The sequence below is a fragment of the Streptomyces sp. 7R007 genome, assembly GCF_054850255.1.
Genome location: NZ_JBTWMV010000015.1, coordinates 1 through 17,522, shown reverse-complemented (window position 1 = coordinate 17,522; position 17,522 = coordinate 1). Strand labels below are relative to the sequence as shown.

9 protein-coding genes are annotated in these 17,522 nt (G+C 73.4%); 5 read left to right on the top strand and 4 right to left on the bottom strand.

Features of this window, described 5'->3' with window-relative positions; genetic code table 11:
• Window positions 1-38: 38 nt before the first annotated feature.
• Window positions 39-1,463 carry an MFS transporter gene (locus ACYF6T_RS20695; protein WP_461698279.1) on the bottom strand — a complete coding sequence of 475 codons (1,425 nt, stop codon included), beginning with the start codon at window positions 1,461-1,463 and terminating at the stop codon, window positions 39-41.
• Between the two features lie 683 nt (window positions 1,464-2,146).
• Between ACYF6T_RS20695 and ACYF6T_RS20690 the strand changes: the two genes are divergently transcribed.
• Both ACYF6T_RS20690 and ACYF6T_RS20685 read left to right on the top strand, forming a co-directional pair.
• Window positions 2,147-4,246 (top strand): asparagine synthase-related protein, encoded by a 2,100-nt coding sequence (locus ACYF6T_RS20690; RefSeq protein WP_461698278.1) that lies wholly within the window; start codon window positions 2,147-2,149, stop codon window positions 4,244-4,246.
• Between the two features lie 813 nt (window positions 4,247-5,059).
• Window positions 5,060-8,443 (top strand): BTAD domain-containing putative transcriptional regulator, encoded by a 3,384-nt coding sequence (locus ACYF6T_RS20685; RefSeq protein WP_461698277.1) that lies wholly within the window; start codon window positions 5,060-5,062, stop codon window positions 8,441-8,443.
• Window positions 8,444-8,471: 28 nt separating this feature from the next.
• Here the strand turns inward: ACYF6T_RS20685 and ACYF6T_RS20680 are convergent, their stop codons facing one another.
• Window positions 8,472-10,385: a sigma-70 family RNA polymerase sigma factor gene (locus ACYF6T_RS20680; protein WP_461698276.1), complete on the bottom strand. Its 1,914-nt coding sequence runs from the start codon at window positions 10,383-10,385 to the stop codon at window positions 8,472-8,474.
• Between the two features lie 402 nt (window positions 10,386-10,787).
• Window positions 10,788-11,627 (bottom strand): TetR/AcrR family transcriptional regulator, encoded by an 840-nt coding sequence (locus ACYF6T_RS20675; protein WP_461698275.1) that lies wholly within the window; start codon window positions 11,625-11,627, stop codon window positions 10,788-10,790.
• A 381-nt stretch (window positions 11,628-12,008) separates the two neighbouring features.
• On the opposite strand from ACYF6T_RS20675, the gene ACYF6T_RS20670 reads away from it, so the two are divergent.
• Both ACYF6T_RS20670 and ACYF6T_RS20665 read left to right on the top strand, forming a co-directional pair.
• Window positions 12,009-13,388 (top strand): NAD(P)/FAD-dependent oxidoreductase, encoded by a 1,380-nt coding sequence (locus ACYF6T_RS20670; protein WP_461698274.1) that lies wholly within the window; start codon window positions 12,009-12,011, stop codon window positions 13,386-13,388.
• A 226-nt stretch (window positions 13,389-13,614) separates the two neighbouring features.
• Window positions 13,615-15,243, top strand: coding sequence for an ATP-binding SpoIIE family protein phosphatase (locus tag ACYF6T_RS20665; protein WP_461698273.1), 1,629 nt, complete (start codon window positions 13,615-13,617; stop codon window positions 15,241-15,243).
• Window positions 15,244-15,273: 30 nt separating this feature from the next.
• Here the strand turns inward: ACYF6T_RS20665 and ACYF6T_RS20660 are convergent, their stop codons facing one another.
• Entirely contained in the window at window positions 15,274-16,569 is a 1,296-nt protein-coding gene (locus tag ACYF6T_RS20660; protein ID WP_461698272.1) for an MFS transporter, read from the bottom strand.
• A 118-nt stretch (window positions 16,570-16,687) separates the two neighbouring features.
• Here ACYF6T_RS20660 and ACYF6T_RS20655 point away from each other — a divergent pair, with 118 nt between their 5' ends.
• Window positions 16,688-17,236 (top strand): MarR family winged helix-turn-helix transcriptional regulator, encoded by a 549-nt coding sequence (locus tag ACYF6T_RS20655; protein ID WP_461698271.1) that lies wholly within the window; start codon window positions 16,688-16,690, stop codon window positions 17,234-17,236.
• Window positions 17,237-17,522 lie beyond the last annotated feature (286 nt).

Genomic DNA, 17,522 nt, shown 5'->3' with positions numbered 1-17,522 from the left:
GGACACGCGCACGCCGTGCAAGGGGGAGGGCGGCCTTCTCACGCCGGAGCCATCAGCAGCGGCCGGGCCCTCTCCCGCAGCTCCACCACCCGCGGCTCGTCGCCGTACGGCTCCAGCCGGTGCAGCAGGTCCTTGACGTACTCCGTCGTCCGCGCCGACGAGATGCGCCCCGCGACCTCCACCGCCCGCACGCCCTGCTCGCACGCCGCGTCGAGATTGCCCGACTCGAGCTCCGCGACCGCCGAGACCACGAGCCGCAGCCCGTGCGAGCGCACGAACTCCTCCGTCGGCTTCGACAGCGCCTGCTCGGTGAACCGGCGTACCTGCCGGGGCGCCTTCAGGTCCCGGTAGCACTCGGCCGCGTCCGCCGCGAACCGGTCGTAGGAGTAGAAGCCCAGCCAGGAGGGGTCGTTGTCGCCCTCCCGGGACCGCTCAAGCCAGCCCTCCGCCGCCTTCAGCGCCGCGCCCGCCGCGTGCGCGTCACCCGCGCGTGCGTGCGCGCGTGCCTCGACGAGCCGGAAGAAGCTCATGGTGCGGGCGGTGGCCAGTCCCCGGTTGCGCTCCAGCGCGGCCTGCGCGAGGTCCACGCCCTCGTCGCCGAAGCCCCGGTACGTCGCCTGAAGCGACATCGACGCCAGCACATAGCCCCCCAGGGGCACGTCGGCCGCCGCGCGCGCGAGCCGCAGCGCCTGGATGTAGTACCGCTGCGCGGCCTCCTGCTGACCGGTGTCGAAGGCCATCCAGCCCGCCAGCCGGGTCAGTTCGGCGCTCGCCCCGAACAGCGCCCGGCCCACCTCGTCCGAGTACGCGCCGAGCAGCAGCGGTGCCGCCTCCACCCGTAAACACTCGGGCACCATCGACGAACGCCAGTCGCCGCCCCCGTACTTGGAGTCCCAGCGCCTGGCGTCCTCGGCGGCCTCCCGCAACTTCTGCACATCGCTGTGGCCGACTTTGAGCGGTGCGCCGGAACCGTCCGCGTGGTTCACCTCGCGCGCCACCGAGCTGTCGGCCGGGGTTATCAGCCACCGTGAGGCGGGCGTCGCGTACGCGCTTACTGCGAACGAACCGGCCAGCGACTGCCAGATGCCGCCGGAGCCGGCCCGGCGCCCGGCGAGGTCGAGGCGGTAGAGCTCCGTCGCCGAGCGCACCGCCTGTCCGACGTCCCGGGGGAAGGCGAGGCCCACTTCGGGTGCGGGATCCGCGTCCGCCAGGCCGATCTCGTGGAGCGGCACCGGACGGCCGAGCTTCTGGCCGATCGCGGCGGCGATGAGGTGCGGCGCGGCGCCCTGCGGCACCATGCCCTTCGACACCCAGCGCGCGACCGAGGTCTTGTCGTAGCGAAGTGTCAGTCCCCGCTGTGCGCCAAGGTCGTTGACGCGACGGGCGAGGCCTGCGTTGCTGATTCCCGCGAGGGCGAGAACGGCGCCGAGTTTTTCGTTCGGCCCGCGTTGCTCCCTGGACATGCGCCACCCCTCGACACAGACGGCTGCCGCGCTGGCATAACCACGCGGCATTCGTAAACCCAGCGTAGTTCGCCGCATCCCAAGCGTTAAGAGGCATTGTTCCGGATGGCGGGATTGTGGTCCGTACTGAAGTGCGGGCCCGATACGGGCTGTTGCGTCGTGCTCCCGGTGTGTGGCCGTGCGCCCGTGCGTGCGCTCTTCTCCGGCCATCCCGGGAGCGGTTCCATGAACCCTGCGTGGGTCGGCCCGCTGTACTGGATCCAGTGGGCTGGGGGACACCGCCGCCTCCATCCCCGCGGGCGGCGGACCGGTCCGGGAGGCGAGCTCCGCCTCCCGGACTGTGCGTGCGCCGGGCGGTGCGCAGAGCCTGTACGGAGCGTGGCCAAGCCTGCCCTCCTGCCGCTGATTTGGCCGAAAATCGACCCCGTCCACCTGGGGCCAATACCGCTCCCACCACGGAACTTGAGGGCGCGAAGGGCGTTTTCGGGGCGCGCACCGGGGGCGCATTCGCGTCGCAGATGCTCTGCCCACCAAGGGTGCCGGGGCCTGCGGGTGGGGGAGCGCGGGGGCGTGTTCGGGGGATCTCAAGCAGTGCCGGCGCCCCTACAGGGCGCGTCCTTCATGGCAGCATGGGGAACCAGTTCGTACGGTGCACTGGTTGTCCACAGCCTGTGGAGGCTTCGATGCGGTGGTTGGTGGGATGGAGCAGCACCGCCGCGCGGACCGCCGGAATCGGTTCCGCGGGAGCCACCGGACACGACGGCGAGACGGTCCACCCCGTCGGCTCCCAACTCCTCTGGGGCGACCCCGATCCGCTGTGGGCGGTCGGCGACTGGCGCCCCGACGAGGTGCGCGTGGTGCGGGCCGACGCGCAGACCCGGATAGCGGTCCTCGGCACCTGCGGCGCCTCCGACGAGGAGCTGCGGGTGGGCCTGTTCGCCGCGCGCGGGGGCGCCCTGCGGCATCTGACGGCCTGGCCGGGCAGTTACACGGCCGTCGTCCAGGTGGGCCGCCGCGTCACCGTCTGCGGCGATCTGGCGGGCGCCCGCCCGGTGTTCTACACCCCGTGGGCCGGCGGCACCGCGTACGCGACCGCCGCCCTGCCCCTGGCCGACCTCATCGAGGCCAACCTCGACTTCGGCCATCTGGCGGCCCTCCTGGCGGCCCCCGACGTCCCCGCCGCGGTGCAGGACTCCACCCCCTACGAGGGCGTACGGCGCATTCCGCCGGGGCACGCGCTGATCCTGCGCGCCGGTGCGCGGGAGATCGCCGGCTACGAGCCCGTCGCCTCCCTCGCCGTGGCGGCGCCCCCGGCCGACCCGGACAGCGCGGTGGACGCGGTGCGCGACGCGCTGGTGGACGCGGTACGCGCGCGTCTGTCGGCGCCCCGGCACGTCCCCGGCGCCGACATCGACCCCGGGCCGGTCCCGGGCATGGGGCCGGCCGAACGACGTGCCGCGCGCGGGATGCCGGTCGCGGGCATCGGCGCGGACCTCTCCGGCGGCCCGGCCTCGGGCACGCTGGCGCTCCTCGCCGCGGGCCTGCCCGGCATGCCGGGCACGGTCCTGGGCCACGGCACGGGCGCGGGGGAACGGCTGCTGGCGGTCACCTTCAACGACCTCGCGGTGGGCGGCCGCGAGGCCGAACTGGAGCGGGCCGGCACCCTCGCGGCCAACCCCCGCCTGCACCACGTGGTGGTGGCCGGCGGCGAGGAGTCGCTGCCGTACGCCGACCTCGACGGCCCCCTGACCGACGAGCCGGGCCCCTGCCTGGTCAGCGCCGCCCGGCACCGCGCCCGCCTGGCCTCCGGCAGCGCGGACCACTTCACCGGGTACGGCGCCCGCCAGGTCCTGGACGCCCACCCCGCCCGCCTGGCCGACCTCCTGATGGACCGCAAACGCCGCCACCTCGTCCGGCCGGTCGCCGCGCTGGCCAAGGCGGACGGCTCGGTGATGGTCCCCGCGCGCGTGTACGGCGCGGCGCGGCGACTGGCGCGCACTCCGTACCGCGCCGGCCTGGAACTTCTTGCCGAACGCCTCCTGCGCCGCCGCTTCGACGAACCCGGGGGCGCCGTAGGGGCGTCGCTGGCGGCCCTCACGTGGGCCAGACCGGGTCCCGCGGCACGCTGGCTGACTGGCGAGGCACTCGCTGAAGTATCGGTTCGCCTGCAAGCCTCCACGAGCCGCTCGGGGGTGGGCCCCGGGCAGCGCCCCGGCGACTACCGCGCGCGTGCGGCACTGGCCCGCCACGCGGCGGACCTCCGCATCCTGGAGCAGGCCGCCGAGATCCGCTCCCAGCGGCTGCACGCGCCCTTCCTCGACAACCAGGTCGTCCGCGCCTGCCGTGCTCTGCCCGAGGCCCTGCGGGTCCAGCCCGGCGCCCGTGCGGCGATCCTGCGTACGGTCCTGGAGGGCGCCGGCGTCACGGACCTGCCCCCCGGCTGGGGCGCCCCGTCCCACGCCTCCGCCTCCCTGGCCGCCCGCACCGGCCTGCGCGTGGCCACGGACTCCCTGATGGCCCTCTTCGGCACGCCCCTGCTCGCGCAGGCGGGCCTGGTGGAGGCCCGCGTCGTCCGCAAGGCGCTCCGCGCGGCGGCCCAGGGCGAGCCCCTCCCCCTCGACGGCCTCGCCGACCTGGTCTCCCTGGAGATCTGGCTCCAACGCCTCCTGGCCCGCCGGGGCACCTGCTGGACAGGCACCCCGGCCCGCGCCCGCGCCGTCCCAGCGGGCATCAGGCCACAGAGGGGGGCGCTGGCTTCGGGGGGCGGGGCCGGGGTGGCTTGAGGGCGAGGAAGAGGAGGAGGAAGAGCCGACGGTACGGGACGGCTTTTCGGCGCGGGCGCTGGCTTTGAAGTGCGGTTCGTGGAGGTGGACGGCGGCTTTGTGGCGCGCTGACTTTGAGGCGCGGCTGTGCGGGCTGACGCTGTGTGGTGACCGTATGGGGTGACGTTGTGCGGCGGCTTCAAGCTGCTGCGCCAACACCGCCCGAATCCGCCGCGCGAGCCCGATCTCCCCAGCCAGCGACCCCGGAGCACCCGCGCGAAGCCACCGACCCAGCCCGCGCAGCGCTGCGCCGAACTGTGACACCAAACCGCCCCCAGAGCCCCTCGAAGGCGCCGGCAATGGCACCCCGCCGAGCGATTCCGCCCCGCTCGGCAATCTCGCCGATCGCACGGCAGCGCACCGCAACCTTCCGCGTTGACGCCTGCCCTGCCCTGCCCTGCCCTGCCCTGCCCTGCCCTGCCTTGTCCTGCCCTGCGCGCCGGGCGCCCGCGAAGGCGGCTTCGGGGCGGCTCGGCGTGCTCGTGGCCGCTCGATGCAGTCGATGGCGGCTCGGCGTGGTCCGGGGTGATCCCTTGCGCGTCGTACCGGCGCCGGCGCCGTACCGCCCTCGTCGGCCTCCTGCCCGCCCCGCCCAGTCCCGAGCCGACGCCTTGCACCGTGCGGCGGCTTCGCATGGGCCACTGTGGGGTTCGGTTGCGCACGGCGCGTCGGGGTCGTGCCCCGTGCGGTCGGCCCGAGGCCGTGGCCTCGCACCGTGGCCCTGGGCAGGAGAAAAGCCGTGCCTGTCGTGGCGGCCCCGGCGACAATGACCCGGTGCGGTACAGAATCCTGGGCGTCACCCAGGCGGAGGACGACCAGGGCACCGTCGTACCCGTGGGCGGCCCCCGCCTGCGCGCGCTGCTCACCGCCCTCGCCCTGCGCCCCGGCCGGACGACGTCCCCCGAGACCCTCATCGACGAGGTCTGGGCCGACGACCCCCCACAGGACGCCCCCGCCGCCCTCCAGGCCCTCGTCGGCCGCCTCCGCCGCGCCCTCGGCAAGGACGCCGTCACCTCCACCCCCGGCGGCTACCTCCTGACGGCGACGCAGGACGACGTCGACCTGTTCGTCTTCGAGCGCCTGGTACGCCGCGCCACGGCCGCCCTGACCCACGGCGACCCCGCCTCCGCCGCCCGCGACCTCGACGACGCCCTCTCCCTGTGGCGCGGCCCCGCCCTCGCCGACCTCCCCGACCGCACCGCCGCGACCCGCGCCGACGCCCTGCACCTGGAGGCGACCCGCACCCGGGCCGACGCGGAACTGCGCCTCGGCCGCGCCCAGGACGCCGTACCGCGGCTGCGGGAGCTGACCACGGCGCATCCGTACGACGAGCCGCTGCACGCCCTCCTCATCCGCGCCCTGCGCGACACGGGCCGGCACGCCGACGCCCTCGCCGCGTACGAGACGGCCCGCCGCGCCCTGTCCGACGGCCTCGGCACCGACCCGGGCCCCGAACTGCGCGCCCTGCACACCGAACTCCTCACCCAGCCCCCCGCCACCGCGCCCACCGCTCAGGACACCGCCCCCGCCACGGCCCCGCGAGCCGACGTCCAGCCCACCCATCCCGAGCCGGGCCCCACCACCCCCACCCGCCGACACCCCCACCGAACCGGCAACATCCGTCCGCGGCTTACCTCTTTCGTGGGCCGGGAACCCGAGCTCGCCGCGATTCGTTCCGAATTGCACAGGGCCCGACTCGTCACCCTCACCGGACCGGGCGGCTCTGGGAAGACCCGTCTCGCCGAGGAAGCCGCCGCCGGCCTCCCGCAGGCATGGCTGGTCGAGCTGGCGCCGCTCGACCGTCCGGAGGCGGTGCCAGGCGCGGTGGTCAGCGCGCTCGGTCTGCGCGAGACCGTGCTGATGACCACCGAGCTGACGGCCCCGCAGGACGACCCGCTCGCCCTGCTCGTCGAGTACTGCGCCCCGCGCAGCCAACTCCTGATCCTTGACAACTGCGAACACGTCATCGAAGCAGCGGCCGCCCTCGCCGAAACGCTGCTCACCCGCTGCCCGGGACTCACGATCCTCGCCACCAGCCGTGAACCCCTGGGCGTCCCCGGCGAGTCGGTGCGCCCGGTCGAGCCCCTCGCCCCCGACCAGGCCCACCGCCTCTTCGCGGAGCGCGCGTCCACCGTCCGCCCCGACGCGGACACCGTGCTGCGCGACAAGGAGGCCGTCGCGGAGATCTGCCGCCGCCTGGACGGACTGCCGCTCGCCATCGAACTGGCGGCAGCCCGGCTCCGGCTGCTCACCCCCCGGCAGATCGCCGACCGCCTCGACGACCGCTTCCGCCTCCTCACCTCCGGAAGCCGCACGGTCCTGCCCCGCCAGCAGACCCTGCGCGCCGTCGTCGACTGGTCCTGGGAGCTGCTCGACGAGCGGGAGCGGACCGTCCTGCGCGAGGTTTCCGTCTTCGCGGGCGGCTGGGACCTCCAGGCGGCGGAGGCCGTGTGCACCGGCCCCGCGGCCGACCTGATCGGGGCGCTGGTCGACAAGTCCCTCGTCGTGGCGACCCCGTACGAGCGGGACGACACCGACGGCATGCGCTACCGCCTGCTGGAGACGATCCACGAGTACGCCGTGGAGCGCGCCGCGGAAGTCCCCGATCTGCGCGCCTCCGCCGAACTCCGGCACCGCGCGTGGGCGCGGGCGCTCGTGGAGCGAGCCGACCCGCTGCTGCGCTCGGGCGAGCAACTGCCCTGGATCTCCCGCCTGGAGACCGAGCTGGACAACATCCGCGCGGCCCTCGGCCGCGCGCTCGCCGCCGGTGCCGAGGCGGAGGCCGGCGCCATGGTCCTGGCGACGGGCTGGTTCTGGTGGCTGCGCAACTACCGCCAGGAGGGCGCCGCCTGGACGGACCGCGTCCTGCGCCTGGGCGCGGTACTGGACGCGTCCCCCGCCCCCACCGCCGACACCTCCCGCACCGTCGACGAGGACTCCCTCGACCGCGTGGACCCCGTGGACGCCTTCCTCGCCACCCCCGACGAGGAGGCGCACCACCCGCTGCACACGCTCCGCATGGACCTGCGCATGCTCCACCTCTTCCTCAGGATCGAGGCCGAGCCGATCGACGGGCTGCTGGACGACCGGCTGCGCGCGTACATGGAGCGGCTGCGGGCCTTCTACGAGCGGGGCGGCCCGGCAGCGGCCCGGATGCCGGGCCTGGTCTGGCCGCTGACCACCTACGTCCTGGACAGCTCGCTCGACGTCCGGTCCGCCCTGGACACCTCGGTCGGCCACTGCCGTGCGCACGGCGGCGAGTGGGAGCTCGGCGTCAGCCTGATGTTCCGCACGCACATGGCCGTCGACTCGCCGGGCGGCCTGGAGGGCGTCGACGACGACCTCGCGGAGCTGAGGGCGCTCAGCCGGCGCGTCGGCGACCGCTGGATGCGGGCGCAGGTGTGCAGCGCGGCGGGGGAGACGGCGATGGCCCGCGGCCGGCTGGCGGAGGCCAAGGGGGAGTACGAGGAGGCGCTGCGGCTCGCCTACGAGGTGGGCGCGTACACCGAGACGCCGTTCCTGCTGGCGCGCCTCGCCGAGATCGCCTACCGCGCGGGGGACCGACCGGTCGCGCTGGGTCTGCTGGACGAGGCGCAGGAGGCGGCCGACCGCTACAGCGTGGTGGACTCCAGGGCGTTCATCCTGCTGGTCCGCGCCCAGCTCGCGCTGGACGAGAAGGACACCGCCCGCGCGCGCGAGATGTGCGAGGCGGCCCGTGCGGAGACCGGACGGGGCACGCCGCCGCCCCAGTTCACGGTGATGCTGAACGCCATCGACGCGATGGTGACGATCGCCGAGTCGGGCCCGGAGCGCGGACTGCCGCTGCTGGCCGACACCGTCCGCGAGTCCGTGGAGCGCCGGTGCGCCGACGTGGTCACGGCGACGCTCGTGGACTGCACGGCGGTCGTACTGGCCGACCTCGGCGACTTCCCGCGCGTGGCCCGGCTCCTCGGGGCCGCGGACCGCCGCCGGGGCGACCAGCCGCGCCTGATGCCGGAGGGCGCGCGGGCGGAGCGGGCCGGGGCGGCGGCGCGCGCCGCGCTGGGGGCGGGGACCTACGAGGCGCAGTACGCGAGGGGCGCCGGCTTCTGCGCGGACGACCTCTTCGGCGAACTCGGCGAGGCCCAGCGCCGGCACCCCGCCGAACAGCCCCGCTGAACGACCGCACCGCCCCCGGAGGTTGTCGCTACGAGCAGGTGAACCTCGACTCGGCCCAGTCCGCGAGCGCCACGGAGTCGAAGCCGGTGTGGGGTTCGACGACCAGCCGTACGGTCTTGTGCCCGGCGAGGTTCACATGCACGGGGACGGCGGGGTCGCTGCCCCGGACGAGCCCGGACTTCCACAGCTGGGCGCCGTCGGCGTAGACGGAGAAGGACACCTGGCCGAGGCCGAGCGTCAGGTCGTCGACTCCGACGAGGGCGTCGTAGGCGGAGCAGGAGCGGTTGAGGTCGATGGTGACGGAGGACCGTCCGTGCACGGTGACGCCGTGCGGGTACCGCTTGTCGTCGATGGAGACGCCGTACCGCTGCCACACCCAGCTGCTGTCGCCGAGCCGCATCTCGGGCTTGGTGCCGTCGCCGGTGACGTTGTACGCCAGCTCGCTCCACTGGTAGACGGCCGGGGCCGGTGGCGGAGTCGGGGTCGGCGTCGGGGTGGGCGTGGGCCTGGGGGCCGGTTTCGGCGTCGGGGTGGGCGTCCGGCTCGGCGTCGGGGTCGGGGTGGGCGTGCGGTGGGGCGTGGGCGTGGGTGTCGGCGTGGGCTTGGGCGCGGCCTCGGCCACCGGGACCAGCGGGGGATTGGGCTCGGGCTCCTTCCGTGACGGCGTCGGCGTGGGCGGCTCGGGGCGCACGACCGGCGAGGAGACGGGCGGCTTGGCGTCCGGTTTCCTGGCCGGGTGGTGGCTGCCGGCCAGCGCGAGGGCCACCGCGGCGGCCGCCACGGCGACCACACCGGCCGCGATACCGGCCTTCACCGGCGCGCCGAGCCCCTCGGAGGCGGCCGCACCCCCGGCGCCCGCCCCGCCCGACGAACCGCCGCCCGCCGCGGCGGCCGCACCCGCGCCCGCCGCACCGGCACCGGCCGCACCGCCGGCGATGAGGCCGACCGCCTTGGCGTATCCGGCGGCGCCGAACCAGCCGATGACCGCGACCGGGACGACGGCCGGGATGCCGCTGGCGACCTCCTTGATCTGGCCCGCGGCCAGCCGGCACTTGGCGCACTCCTCCAGGTGCTTGCGCAGGCCCCGTTCGGCACGGGTGCGCAGTCCGCCGCGGGCGTAGGCGCCGAGCCGGTCGGCGTAGCGGGCGCACTCCTCGTCGTCGGCGAGCGCGGCGCTGACGTGGGCCTGCAGATAGGCCTGCTTGAGGCCCTCGCGGGCGCGGCTGGCGAGCACGCGCGTGCCGTTGGCGTCCAGCCCGAAGAGCGTGGCGACCTCGCTGGGGGACTCGTCCTCGACCTCGGTGTGCCACAGCACGGCCTGCCAGCGCTCGGGCAGCGACCGGAATGCCTGCATGGCCATGGACTGCTCGGCCTCGTGCATCGCGCGCACGTCGGCGCCCAGGTCGAGGGTGTCGTCGTCGGACACCTCGGAGACGCGCACGGCCTGTGCGGCGAACACGGCGAAGTCGTCGACGAGCTGCTCGCGGCGCGCGGACTTGGTCCAGTTCGCGGCGACGCGCCGGACGGAGGTGAGCAGGTAGGCGCGCACGGCGTGTTCGGGGCCGTGGCCGCCGCGGACCGCCTGGAGCATGCGGGCGAAGACCTCGGCGGTGAGGTCGTCGGCGGTGTGGGCGTCACGGCAGCAGGTGCGGGCGTAGCGGCGCACGGCGTCGGCGTGCCGCCGGAAGAGCTCCTCGTACGCGCGGTCGTCGCCCGAGCGCATCCGCCCGATCAGATCGGCGTCGGACGGCGGCAGGTCCCGCGGCGGGGGCAGGACGCCGGTGTCCTCACGCCGGTCGCGCTGGGCCGGGACACTGCCCTCGACCGGTTCGCCGCCCTGCGCCGGGATGGCGGCCCGTCCCCCCTGGCTCGGTACCTGCGGCGAGCCGCCGGCCTCCGCGTCACCGTCACCCAGTGACTCGTCCCGCCCGTCAACGCTCATCGCGGAAAGCCCCCGCCGCCTGCCCAACCTGACCCCAACACCGGGTCAGAGTGCCATATTGGCTTTTGTTCAGGACCCCCGCAGTACGAGACATCACCCATTCGGGGAACGCTCACTCGACTCCAGGCCAAGCCAAGTCCCCATCTCCACCCGAAAGTTACCCCCCGAGACACACCGCCGTGCGAACCGGCACTGACCGCTCCGGAACCCGCAGCCGTCACCCTCGAACCCGCAGCCGCCGACGGCGGACGAGCCCCGCGGGGGCCACCCGCCCCCGACCGCGAAAGCCGCACGGGTGGTGCGGGTGGGAACCCGAACCCGGCCGAAGGCCGGGTGACACCCCCACTCACCCGCAGACGCAGACGCGGACGTAGTCGCAGTCAACGACAACGGCACGTACAACTACGCAGGCCGAGACCGCAGCCCCTCCAACAGGATGTCCAGCAACCGAGCCGACGCGGCCGCCTGCTGCGCCGCATCCGGCAGAGACGGCGCCGCCGTGGCGATCACCAGCAGCACATCCGACACCGACACGTCGGCCCGCAACGCCCCCGCCGCCCGCGCCCGCTCCACCAGCTGCCCCACGACATCGAGCAGCGCAGCCGCCCCCGCGTCGTCCTCCGCCGAGACCCCACCCCGCCCGGCCCCTTCGGAGACCAGCCGCAGCTCACCGGCCCCGGCACCGGTCCCGGAGTGAGCACCGGAGTGAACACCGACACCGCTTCCGACACCGCCACCGACACCCGGCTGCGTCCGCTGCTGCGGCACCCGCGCCTCGTCGAACACCGAACCGTCGGCCCGCTCGTCGGCCACACCGACCCGCAGCACCTGCGGCGGCAGCAACCGCCCCGCACCCGAAGCCACCGACGTCCGCAGGAAGCGCGAGAGCGCCGACCACGGCTCGTCCTCCTGACCGAGCGCCGCACGGGCCTGGTCGGTCAGCCGGGAGGTCTCCTCCTCGGCTATCCGCCGCACCAGGACGTCCTTGCTCGGGAACCGCCGGTACACGGTCCCCACACCCACCCGCGCCCGCCGCGCCACGTCCTCCATCGGCGCGCCGTATCCCAGCTCGCCGAAGACCTCGCGCGCCGCACGCAGCACGTGCTCCAGATTGCGCTGTGCGTCCACACGCAGCGGCGTCGAACGCGTACCGTCCCCGCGTCCGTTGCTCGCCGCCGCGCTCACCGCGCCGCTCGCTGCAAGAGCGGACGCGGACGACCAATGCGAGTCCTGAATGTGCATAAGCGATCCCCCGGTAATGACGTCTCCCCCCGGAGACTCTCCCCGCCAATCGAAGCCGGAGCGTGCGGGGAAGCCAGGACCACCGGCCCGCCCGTCGCGGACCTGGACCCGAAGAGCGCATCCCCCTACACCCCGTCGACACACGAACATAGTTGAGAGGGGGTCAATTCAGAAGGGGCAGGTTCCGCACGGAGCGCCCCCCGATCGGAGTACGGGTCGTATACGTCCCGATTGCACCCCCGCCGTACTCCCGGCGCACACCCGCTGACCTGCACAGCTTCCGTACATCCCGGCAATTCGGCCAACTCCGGATGTCCCCGGCCCGCGGTCACACAAATTGTCGGGGCTGTGGACAAACTCAAGCGCCGGGTGCGTCATGGGATGGTGAAGGAACGTGCGCGCATTCTCGTTGTCGGTGGCGGCTACGTCGGGATGTACACGGCCCTGCGCCTGCAACGAAAGTTGAAACGGGAACTCAGGCGGGGCGAGATCGAGATCACGATCGTCACCCCGGACCCGTACATGACCTATCAGCCGTTTCTTCCCGAGGCCGCGGCCGGGGCGATTTCCCCGCGCCACGTCGTCGTCCCCCTGCGCCGCGTCCTCGACCAGTGCCACGTCGTCATCGGCGAGGTCCGCTCGATCGACCACGCCAAGCGCACGGCCACCCTCACCACCCTGGCCACGGAGGAGGAGGGAGCGGGCGCCGAGCAACTGCCGTACGACGAACTCGTCCTCGCGCCCGGCTCGATCTCGCGCACCCTGCCGATCCCCGGCCTCGCCGAGCACGCCATCGGTTTCAAGTCGGTCGAGGAGGCCATCGGCCTGCGCAACCACGTCATCGAGCAGATGGACATCGCCTCCTCCACCCGCGACCCCGAGATCCGCGACGCGGCGCTGACCTTCGTCTTCGTCGGCGGCGGGTTCGCCGGCGTGGAGGCGCTCGGCGAACTGGAGGACATGGCCCGCTACACCACGCGCTACTACCACAACGTCAAGGCCGAGGACATGAAGTGGATCCTCGTCGAGGCCTCGGACCGCATCCTGCCCGAGGTCGGTGCGGAGATGGGCCGGTACACGGTCACCGAACTGCGCCGCCGCAACATCGACGTACGCCTCGGCACCCGCCTCGAATCGTGCGCCGACCGCGTCGCCGTCCTCAGCGACGGGGCCCGCTTCCCCACCCGTACGGTCGTCTGGACGGCCGGTGTGAAGCCCTCCCCCCTGCTCGCCGCCACCGACCTCCCGCTCACCGAACGAGGTCGGCTGAAATGCACCCCCCAGCTGACGATCGAGGGCGCCACGCACGCGTGGGCGGCGGGCGACGCGGCCGCCGTCCCCGACGTCACCGCCGGCGAACCCGGCAGGGAGACGGCCCCCAACGCCCAGCACGCGCTGCGCCAGGCCAAGCTCCTCGGCGACAACATCGCGCACGCGCTGCGCGGCGAGGACCTGGAGACGTACTCCCACAAGTACGTCGGCTCGGTGGCCTCCCTCGGCCTCCACAAAGGCGTCGCACACGTCTACGGGCGCAAGCTGAAGGGCTACCCTGCCTGGTTCATGCACCGCGTCTACCACCTCAGCAGGGTGCCCACCTTCAACCGCAAGGCCCGTGTCCTGGCCGAATGGACGCTGTCGGGCCTCTTCAAGCGGGAGATCGTCTCGCTCGGTTCACTCGAACATCCCCGGGCGGAGTTCGAACTCGCGGCCGGTGGAAAGCCTCCTACCGACCCGACAGCCGACCCGAAGGGGTCGTCCTGACCGGATCCAGGAACTCCGCCGACCGGGTGGGCGTCTGACGGATGTCGGCCCGGTAGGCGACACTGCCAGACTGACGACCTCCGCACGGACGGGCCGCGGCCCGCCCTTCGGACCCATTCGAACCCAGAGGCTTTCCCACCGTGCTGCATCCCGGGCGCGCCACCCTCCCTCCACCAGGCCGGGTCCGGCCGACGACGCCGCAGACGACGACACGAGGCAAGGATTCGTGAACTTCACGCGCTGGAGCGCCCGGCTCCCCGGAACACAGCGCCGCACCGCCGCGGCGTCCGAGCACGCGATCACCGCCGAGGGATCGGTGCCGGCGGCCCGTGCCGAACAGCTCACCGACGACACCCCGCCCGTGCCCGCCGTCGACGACCTGCCCGTCCGCGAGGTCCTCGACCGCGTCCCGGCCCTGGTCGCCCTGGTCCACGGCCCCGACCACCGGGTCGCGTACGTCAACGACAACTACGTGGCGGCCTTCGGCGTACGCCCCCTCGGCGAACCCACCCGCCACGCCCTCCCCGAACTCGACGAACTGGGCCTGCTGCCCCTCCTGGACCAGGTCCTGCGCAGCGGCCGCCCCCGCACCCTGAAGTCCCGCAAGGCCCCCGACGGCCGCTCCTACACCTTCACCTGCACCCCCGTCACCGAAGCCGACCACGCGGGCGTGCTCGTCTTCGCCACCGACGTCACCGACCACGCCGAAGCCGCCGAACGCCTGCGCGCCAGCGAGCGCCGCCAGCGCGAGACGGCCGTCACCCTCCAGCGCTCCCTCCTCCCCCAGGAACTGGAACAGCCCGACGACCTGCGCATCGCCGCCACCTACCAGCCCGGCGGCACCGAGGCCGCGGTCGGCGGCGACTGGTACGACGTCATCACCCTCGGCGGCGGCCGCACGGCCCTGGTCATCGGCGACGTCATGGGCCGAGGCGTCCGCGCCGCGGCCGTCATGGGCCAGCTCCGTACGGCCGTGCGCGCGTACGCCCGCCTCGACCTGCCCCCGCACGAGGTCCTGCAACTCCTCGACGGCCTGGCCGCCGAGATCGACGCCAACCAGATCGCCACGTGCGCGTACGCCGTCCACGACCCGAACGAGGGCCGGCTGGTGTACGCCTCCGCCGGCCACCTGCCCATCCTGGTGCGCGACGAGTCCGGCGTCGTCCTGCGCGCCGACGAGCCCACCGGCCCGCCCCTCGGCACCGGCGGCTGGATGCACGCCTCCGGCTCCATCCCCCTCGGCCCGGGTTCCACCGCCGTGCTCTACACCGACGGCCTGGTCGAACGCCGTGACGAGGACCTGGACGAGGGCATCGCCGCGCTGGAGCGCGCCCTCGCCGGCGCCACCGGCACTCCCCAGGTCGTCTGCGACCGCCTGGTCCGCTCGGCGGGCGTGACGGCGGACCACGACGACGACGTGGCGGTCCTGGTCCTCCAGCACCCGGCCCGCACGGGCACCGACAGCGAACTCTTCCGCAACGCCGCGCTCGAACTCCTCGGCGGTGTGGAAGCGGCCCCACGCGCGCGTGCCTTCGCCTCCGGCGTGCTCACCAGCTGGCGCTTCCCCACCGAACTGCACGACCTCGGCGTCCTCGCGGCCAGCGAACTGGTCGCCAACTCCCTCCAGCACGGCACGCCCCCCATGCGGCTGCGGCTGCGGCGCACCGACCGCCGCCTGATCGTCGAGGTCACGGACGGCGACGACCACCTCCCGCGCCGCCGTCGGGCGGAGCCGGGCGACGAGTCGGGCAGGGGCATCGCCATCGTGGCCACCATCGCGTCGAACTGGGGGTCGCGGAGGACGCCCGGGGGCGGGAAGGCGGTCTGGTGCGAGTTCGTGCTGCCGAAGAGGTAGTGCGCTAAGGGCGGCGCGAGGGTCGGGCAGTCACGCGGCGATGGACCGTGCCGGTGTGTTCCCCTGAGCCACCACGCGGCTCTTCCTGCGCCACGGCTGGTCCTGTACGGGGGTGAGGTGACGGCCCAGGCGTACGGCCAGGACGGTGACGGCCAGGGAGAAGAGCAGGAACGTCACGATGTACGGCGCGTGCAGGGAGGCGCCCATCGGACCGCCCACCGCCGGGCCGACGGCCAGGGCGAGCTGCTTGACCAGCGCGAAGGCGGAGTTGTACTGACCGGCCATCCCCGTGGGCGCCAGATCGGCCACCAGCGGGGCGACCGTCGGCGACAGCATCGCCTCGCCGAGACCGAAGAGCGCGTACGTCGACACGAAGGCGGCCGTCGCTATCTCCTGGCTGCCGTGCCCGAGCCCGGCGTAGCCGGCCGCGAGCCACGCCACCGCCCAGATCAGGCCCACCCCGGCGATCACCCGGGACCGGCGCCGGCGCTCGACGAACCTGAGCACCGCGAACTGCGCGACGACGATCATCAGCGTGTTGGCGGCGAGCGCGCTGCCCAGCGCGGACGTGGAGATCCCGGCGGCCTCGACACCGTAGGCACTCAGGCCCGACTCGAACTGCCCGTAGCAGGCGAAGAACAGCACGAAGCCCAGCACGGACAGCTGCACCATGGCCCGGTTGCCGAGCAGCTGCTTCCAACCGCCCCTGACCGACCGCGCCGGAGCGTCCTCGACGCGCGGCGAGTGCGGCATCCGCACGCTCGCCATCACGGCCACCAGCAGCAGGAACACCGCCGCCTCGATCGAGAACAGCAGGGTGAAGGAGTCGACGCGCGTAGAGTCGACGAGATGGCCGCCGATGAGGCCACCGACGCCGAGCCCCAGGTTCTGCAGGAAGAACTGCATCGCGAACGCCCGTGATCGGGTGTCGGCGGTCGAGCAGTCCACGATCATCGTGGCGAGCGCCGGCTGCATCACGGCCTGCCCGGCGCCGAGCGCCGCCGCCGACAGCAGTACGGCCGTGGCGTTGCCCGCGAGCCCGAGGCTCAGCGCGCCCAGTGCGGCGGTGACCAGGGCGGCGATCAGGACCGGCAGCGGACCGCGCCGGACGATGGCCCGCCCGGCGAACGGCAGCACGAGCAGCGCGGCCACGGCGAACACGGCGAGGACCAGCCCCGCCGTCATGGCTCCCAGTCCCCGCACCTGCGCCACATAGACGTACAGGTAGGGGACGGTGAAGCCGAGCCCGAACGCGCTGAGTGCGTTACCGACGTGGATCCGGCGCATCGCTGCGCCCATCGCCCTGGTCACGTTCACCTCTCTCATCTGATCGGAGTCCCACTCATTAGTTGTTAGGAGTGAAGACTTCAAAGCTAAAGTTCGAGGCTAAAGAGTACACATCGAAGGACTTCGAGGCAAAGGGGGGCCGTGCGATACTGCGCCCATGGCCGACACCGCCGGCATCCCGGAGCCGACCCTCGAAGAACAGATCGCCGCCTATCAGCGCGAGTTCCAGGGTCTCGATCCCCAGGTCGAGAAGATCGTGTCGGCACTGTCCCGGCTGAACCGCCGGATGAACGTCGCCTACGGCCGCCAGACCGCCGCGCTCGGCATCAGCAACGCCGAGTGGGAGGTCCTCAAGGCCCTCGTCCTGTCCGGCGCCCCCTACCGACTGGGCCCGAGCGACCTCGCCAAGCGGCTCGGCCTGACGCCGGCCGCGATGACCCACCGCATCGACCGCATGGTCACGGAGGGACTGGTCACCCGGGAACGCGACGAGGCCAACCGCGTCCGTGTCATCGTCGAGCTGACGCCCGACGGCCGCGAGAAGTGGCTGGAGGCGATGCGCCTCGCCACGGTCTTCGAAGAGGACCTGCTCCAGGACCTGTCCGCGGAGGAGCGCACGGCTCTGGGTGAGGTCCTCACCCGCCTTCTGCGTAGGGTGGAACATGCGCAACCGGACGCCGGCGGGCGGCTCAGCGACCTCGACTGAAAAGATCTTGACACGGGGTGCTTGACAGCGCTCTGCCGGATCCGTAGAGTTCTTCGGGTTGCCACGGGGCCGTAACGGTTCTGCGGCAGCACCTCTCGCCGCGGTAGCGGCAACAAACCATCAGCACGACCTCCCGAACGGGTTGATATCGGCATGCCCGAATTCAATTCGAATGGGAGCCCGGCGGCCCGATTGGGAATCGCCGAGAGAATCGGCTAAGGTTTGAGACGTCGGAACGGCCCAACGGCCGGGAAGACAGCCCCTTCTGACTGGGGATCAGACGCCG

Coding starts and splice junctions, on each gene's coding strand:
- ACYF6T_RS20695 (WP_461698279.1), bottom strand. CDS start 1,463: ATGTCCAGGGAGCAACGCGGGCCGAACGAAAAACTCGGCGCCGTTCTC.
- ACYF6T_RS20690 (WP_461698278.1), top strand. CDS start 2,147: ATGCGGTGGTTGGTGGGATGGAGCAGCACCGCCGCGCGGACCGCCGGA.
- ACYF6T_RS20680 (WP_461698276.1), bottom strand. CDS start 10,385: ATGAGCGTTGACGGGCGGGACGAGTCACTGGGTGACGGTGACGCGGAG.
- ACYF6T_RS20675 (WP_461698275.1), bottom strand. CDS start 11,627: ATGCACATTCAGGACTCGCATTGGTCGTCCGCGTCCGCTCTTGCAGCG.
- ACYF6T_RS20670 (WP_461698274.1), top strand. CDS start 12,009: ATGGTGAAGGAACGTGCGCGCATTCTCGTTGTCGGTGGCGGCTACGTC.
- ACYF6T_RS20660 (WP_461698272.1), bottom strand. CDS start 16,569: ATGAGAGAGGTGAACGTGACCAGGGCGATGGGCGCAGCGATGCGCCGG.
- ACYF6T_RS20655 (WP_461698271.1), top strand. CDS start 16,688: ATGGCCGACACCGCCGGCATCCCGGAGCCGACCCTCGAAGAACAGATC.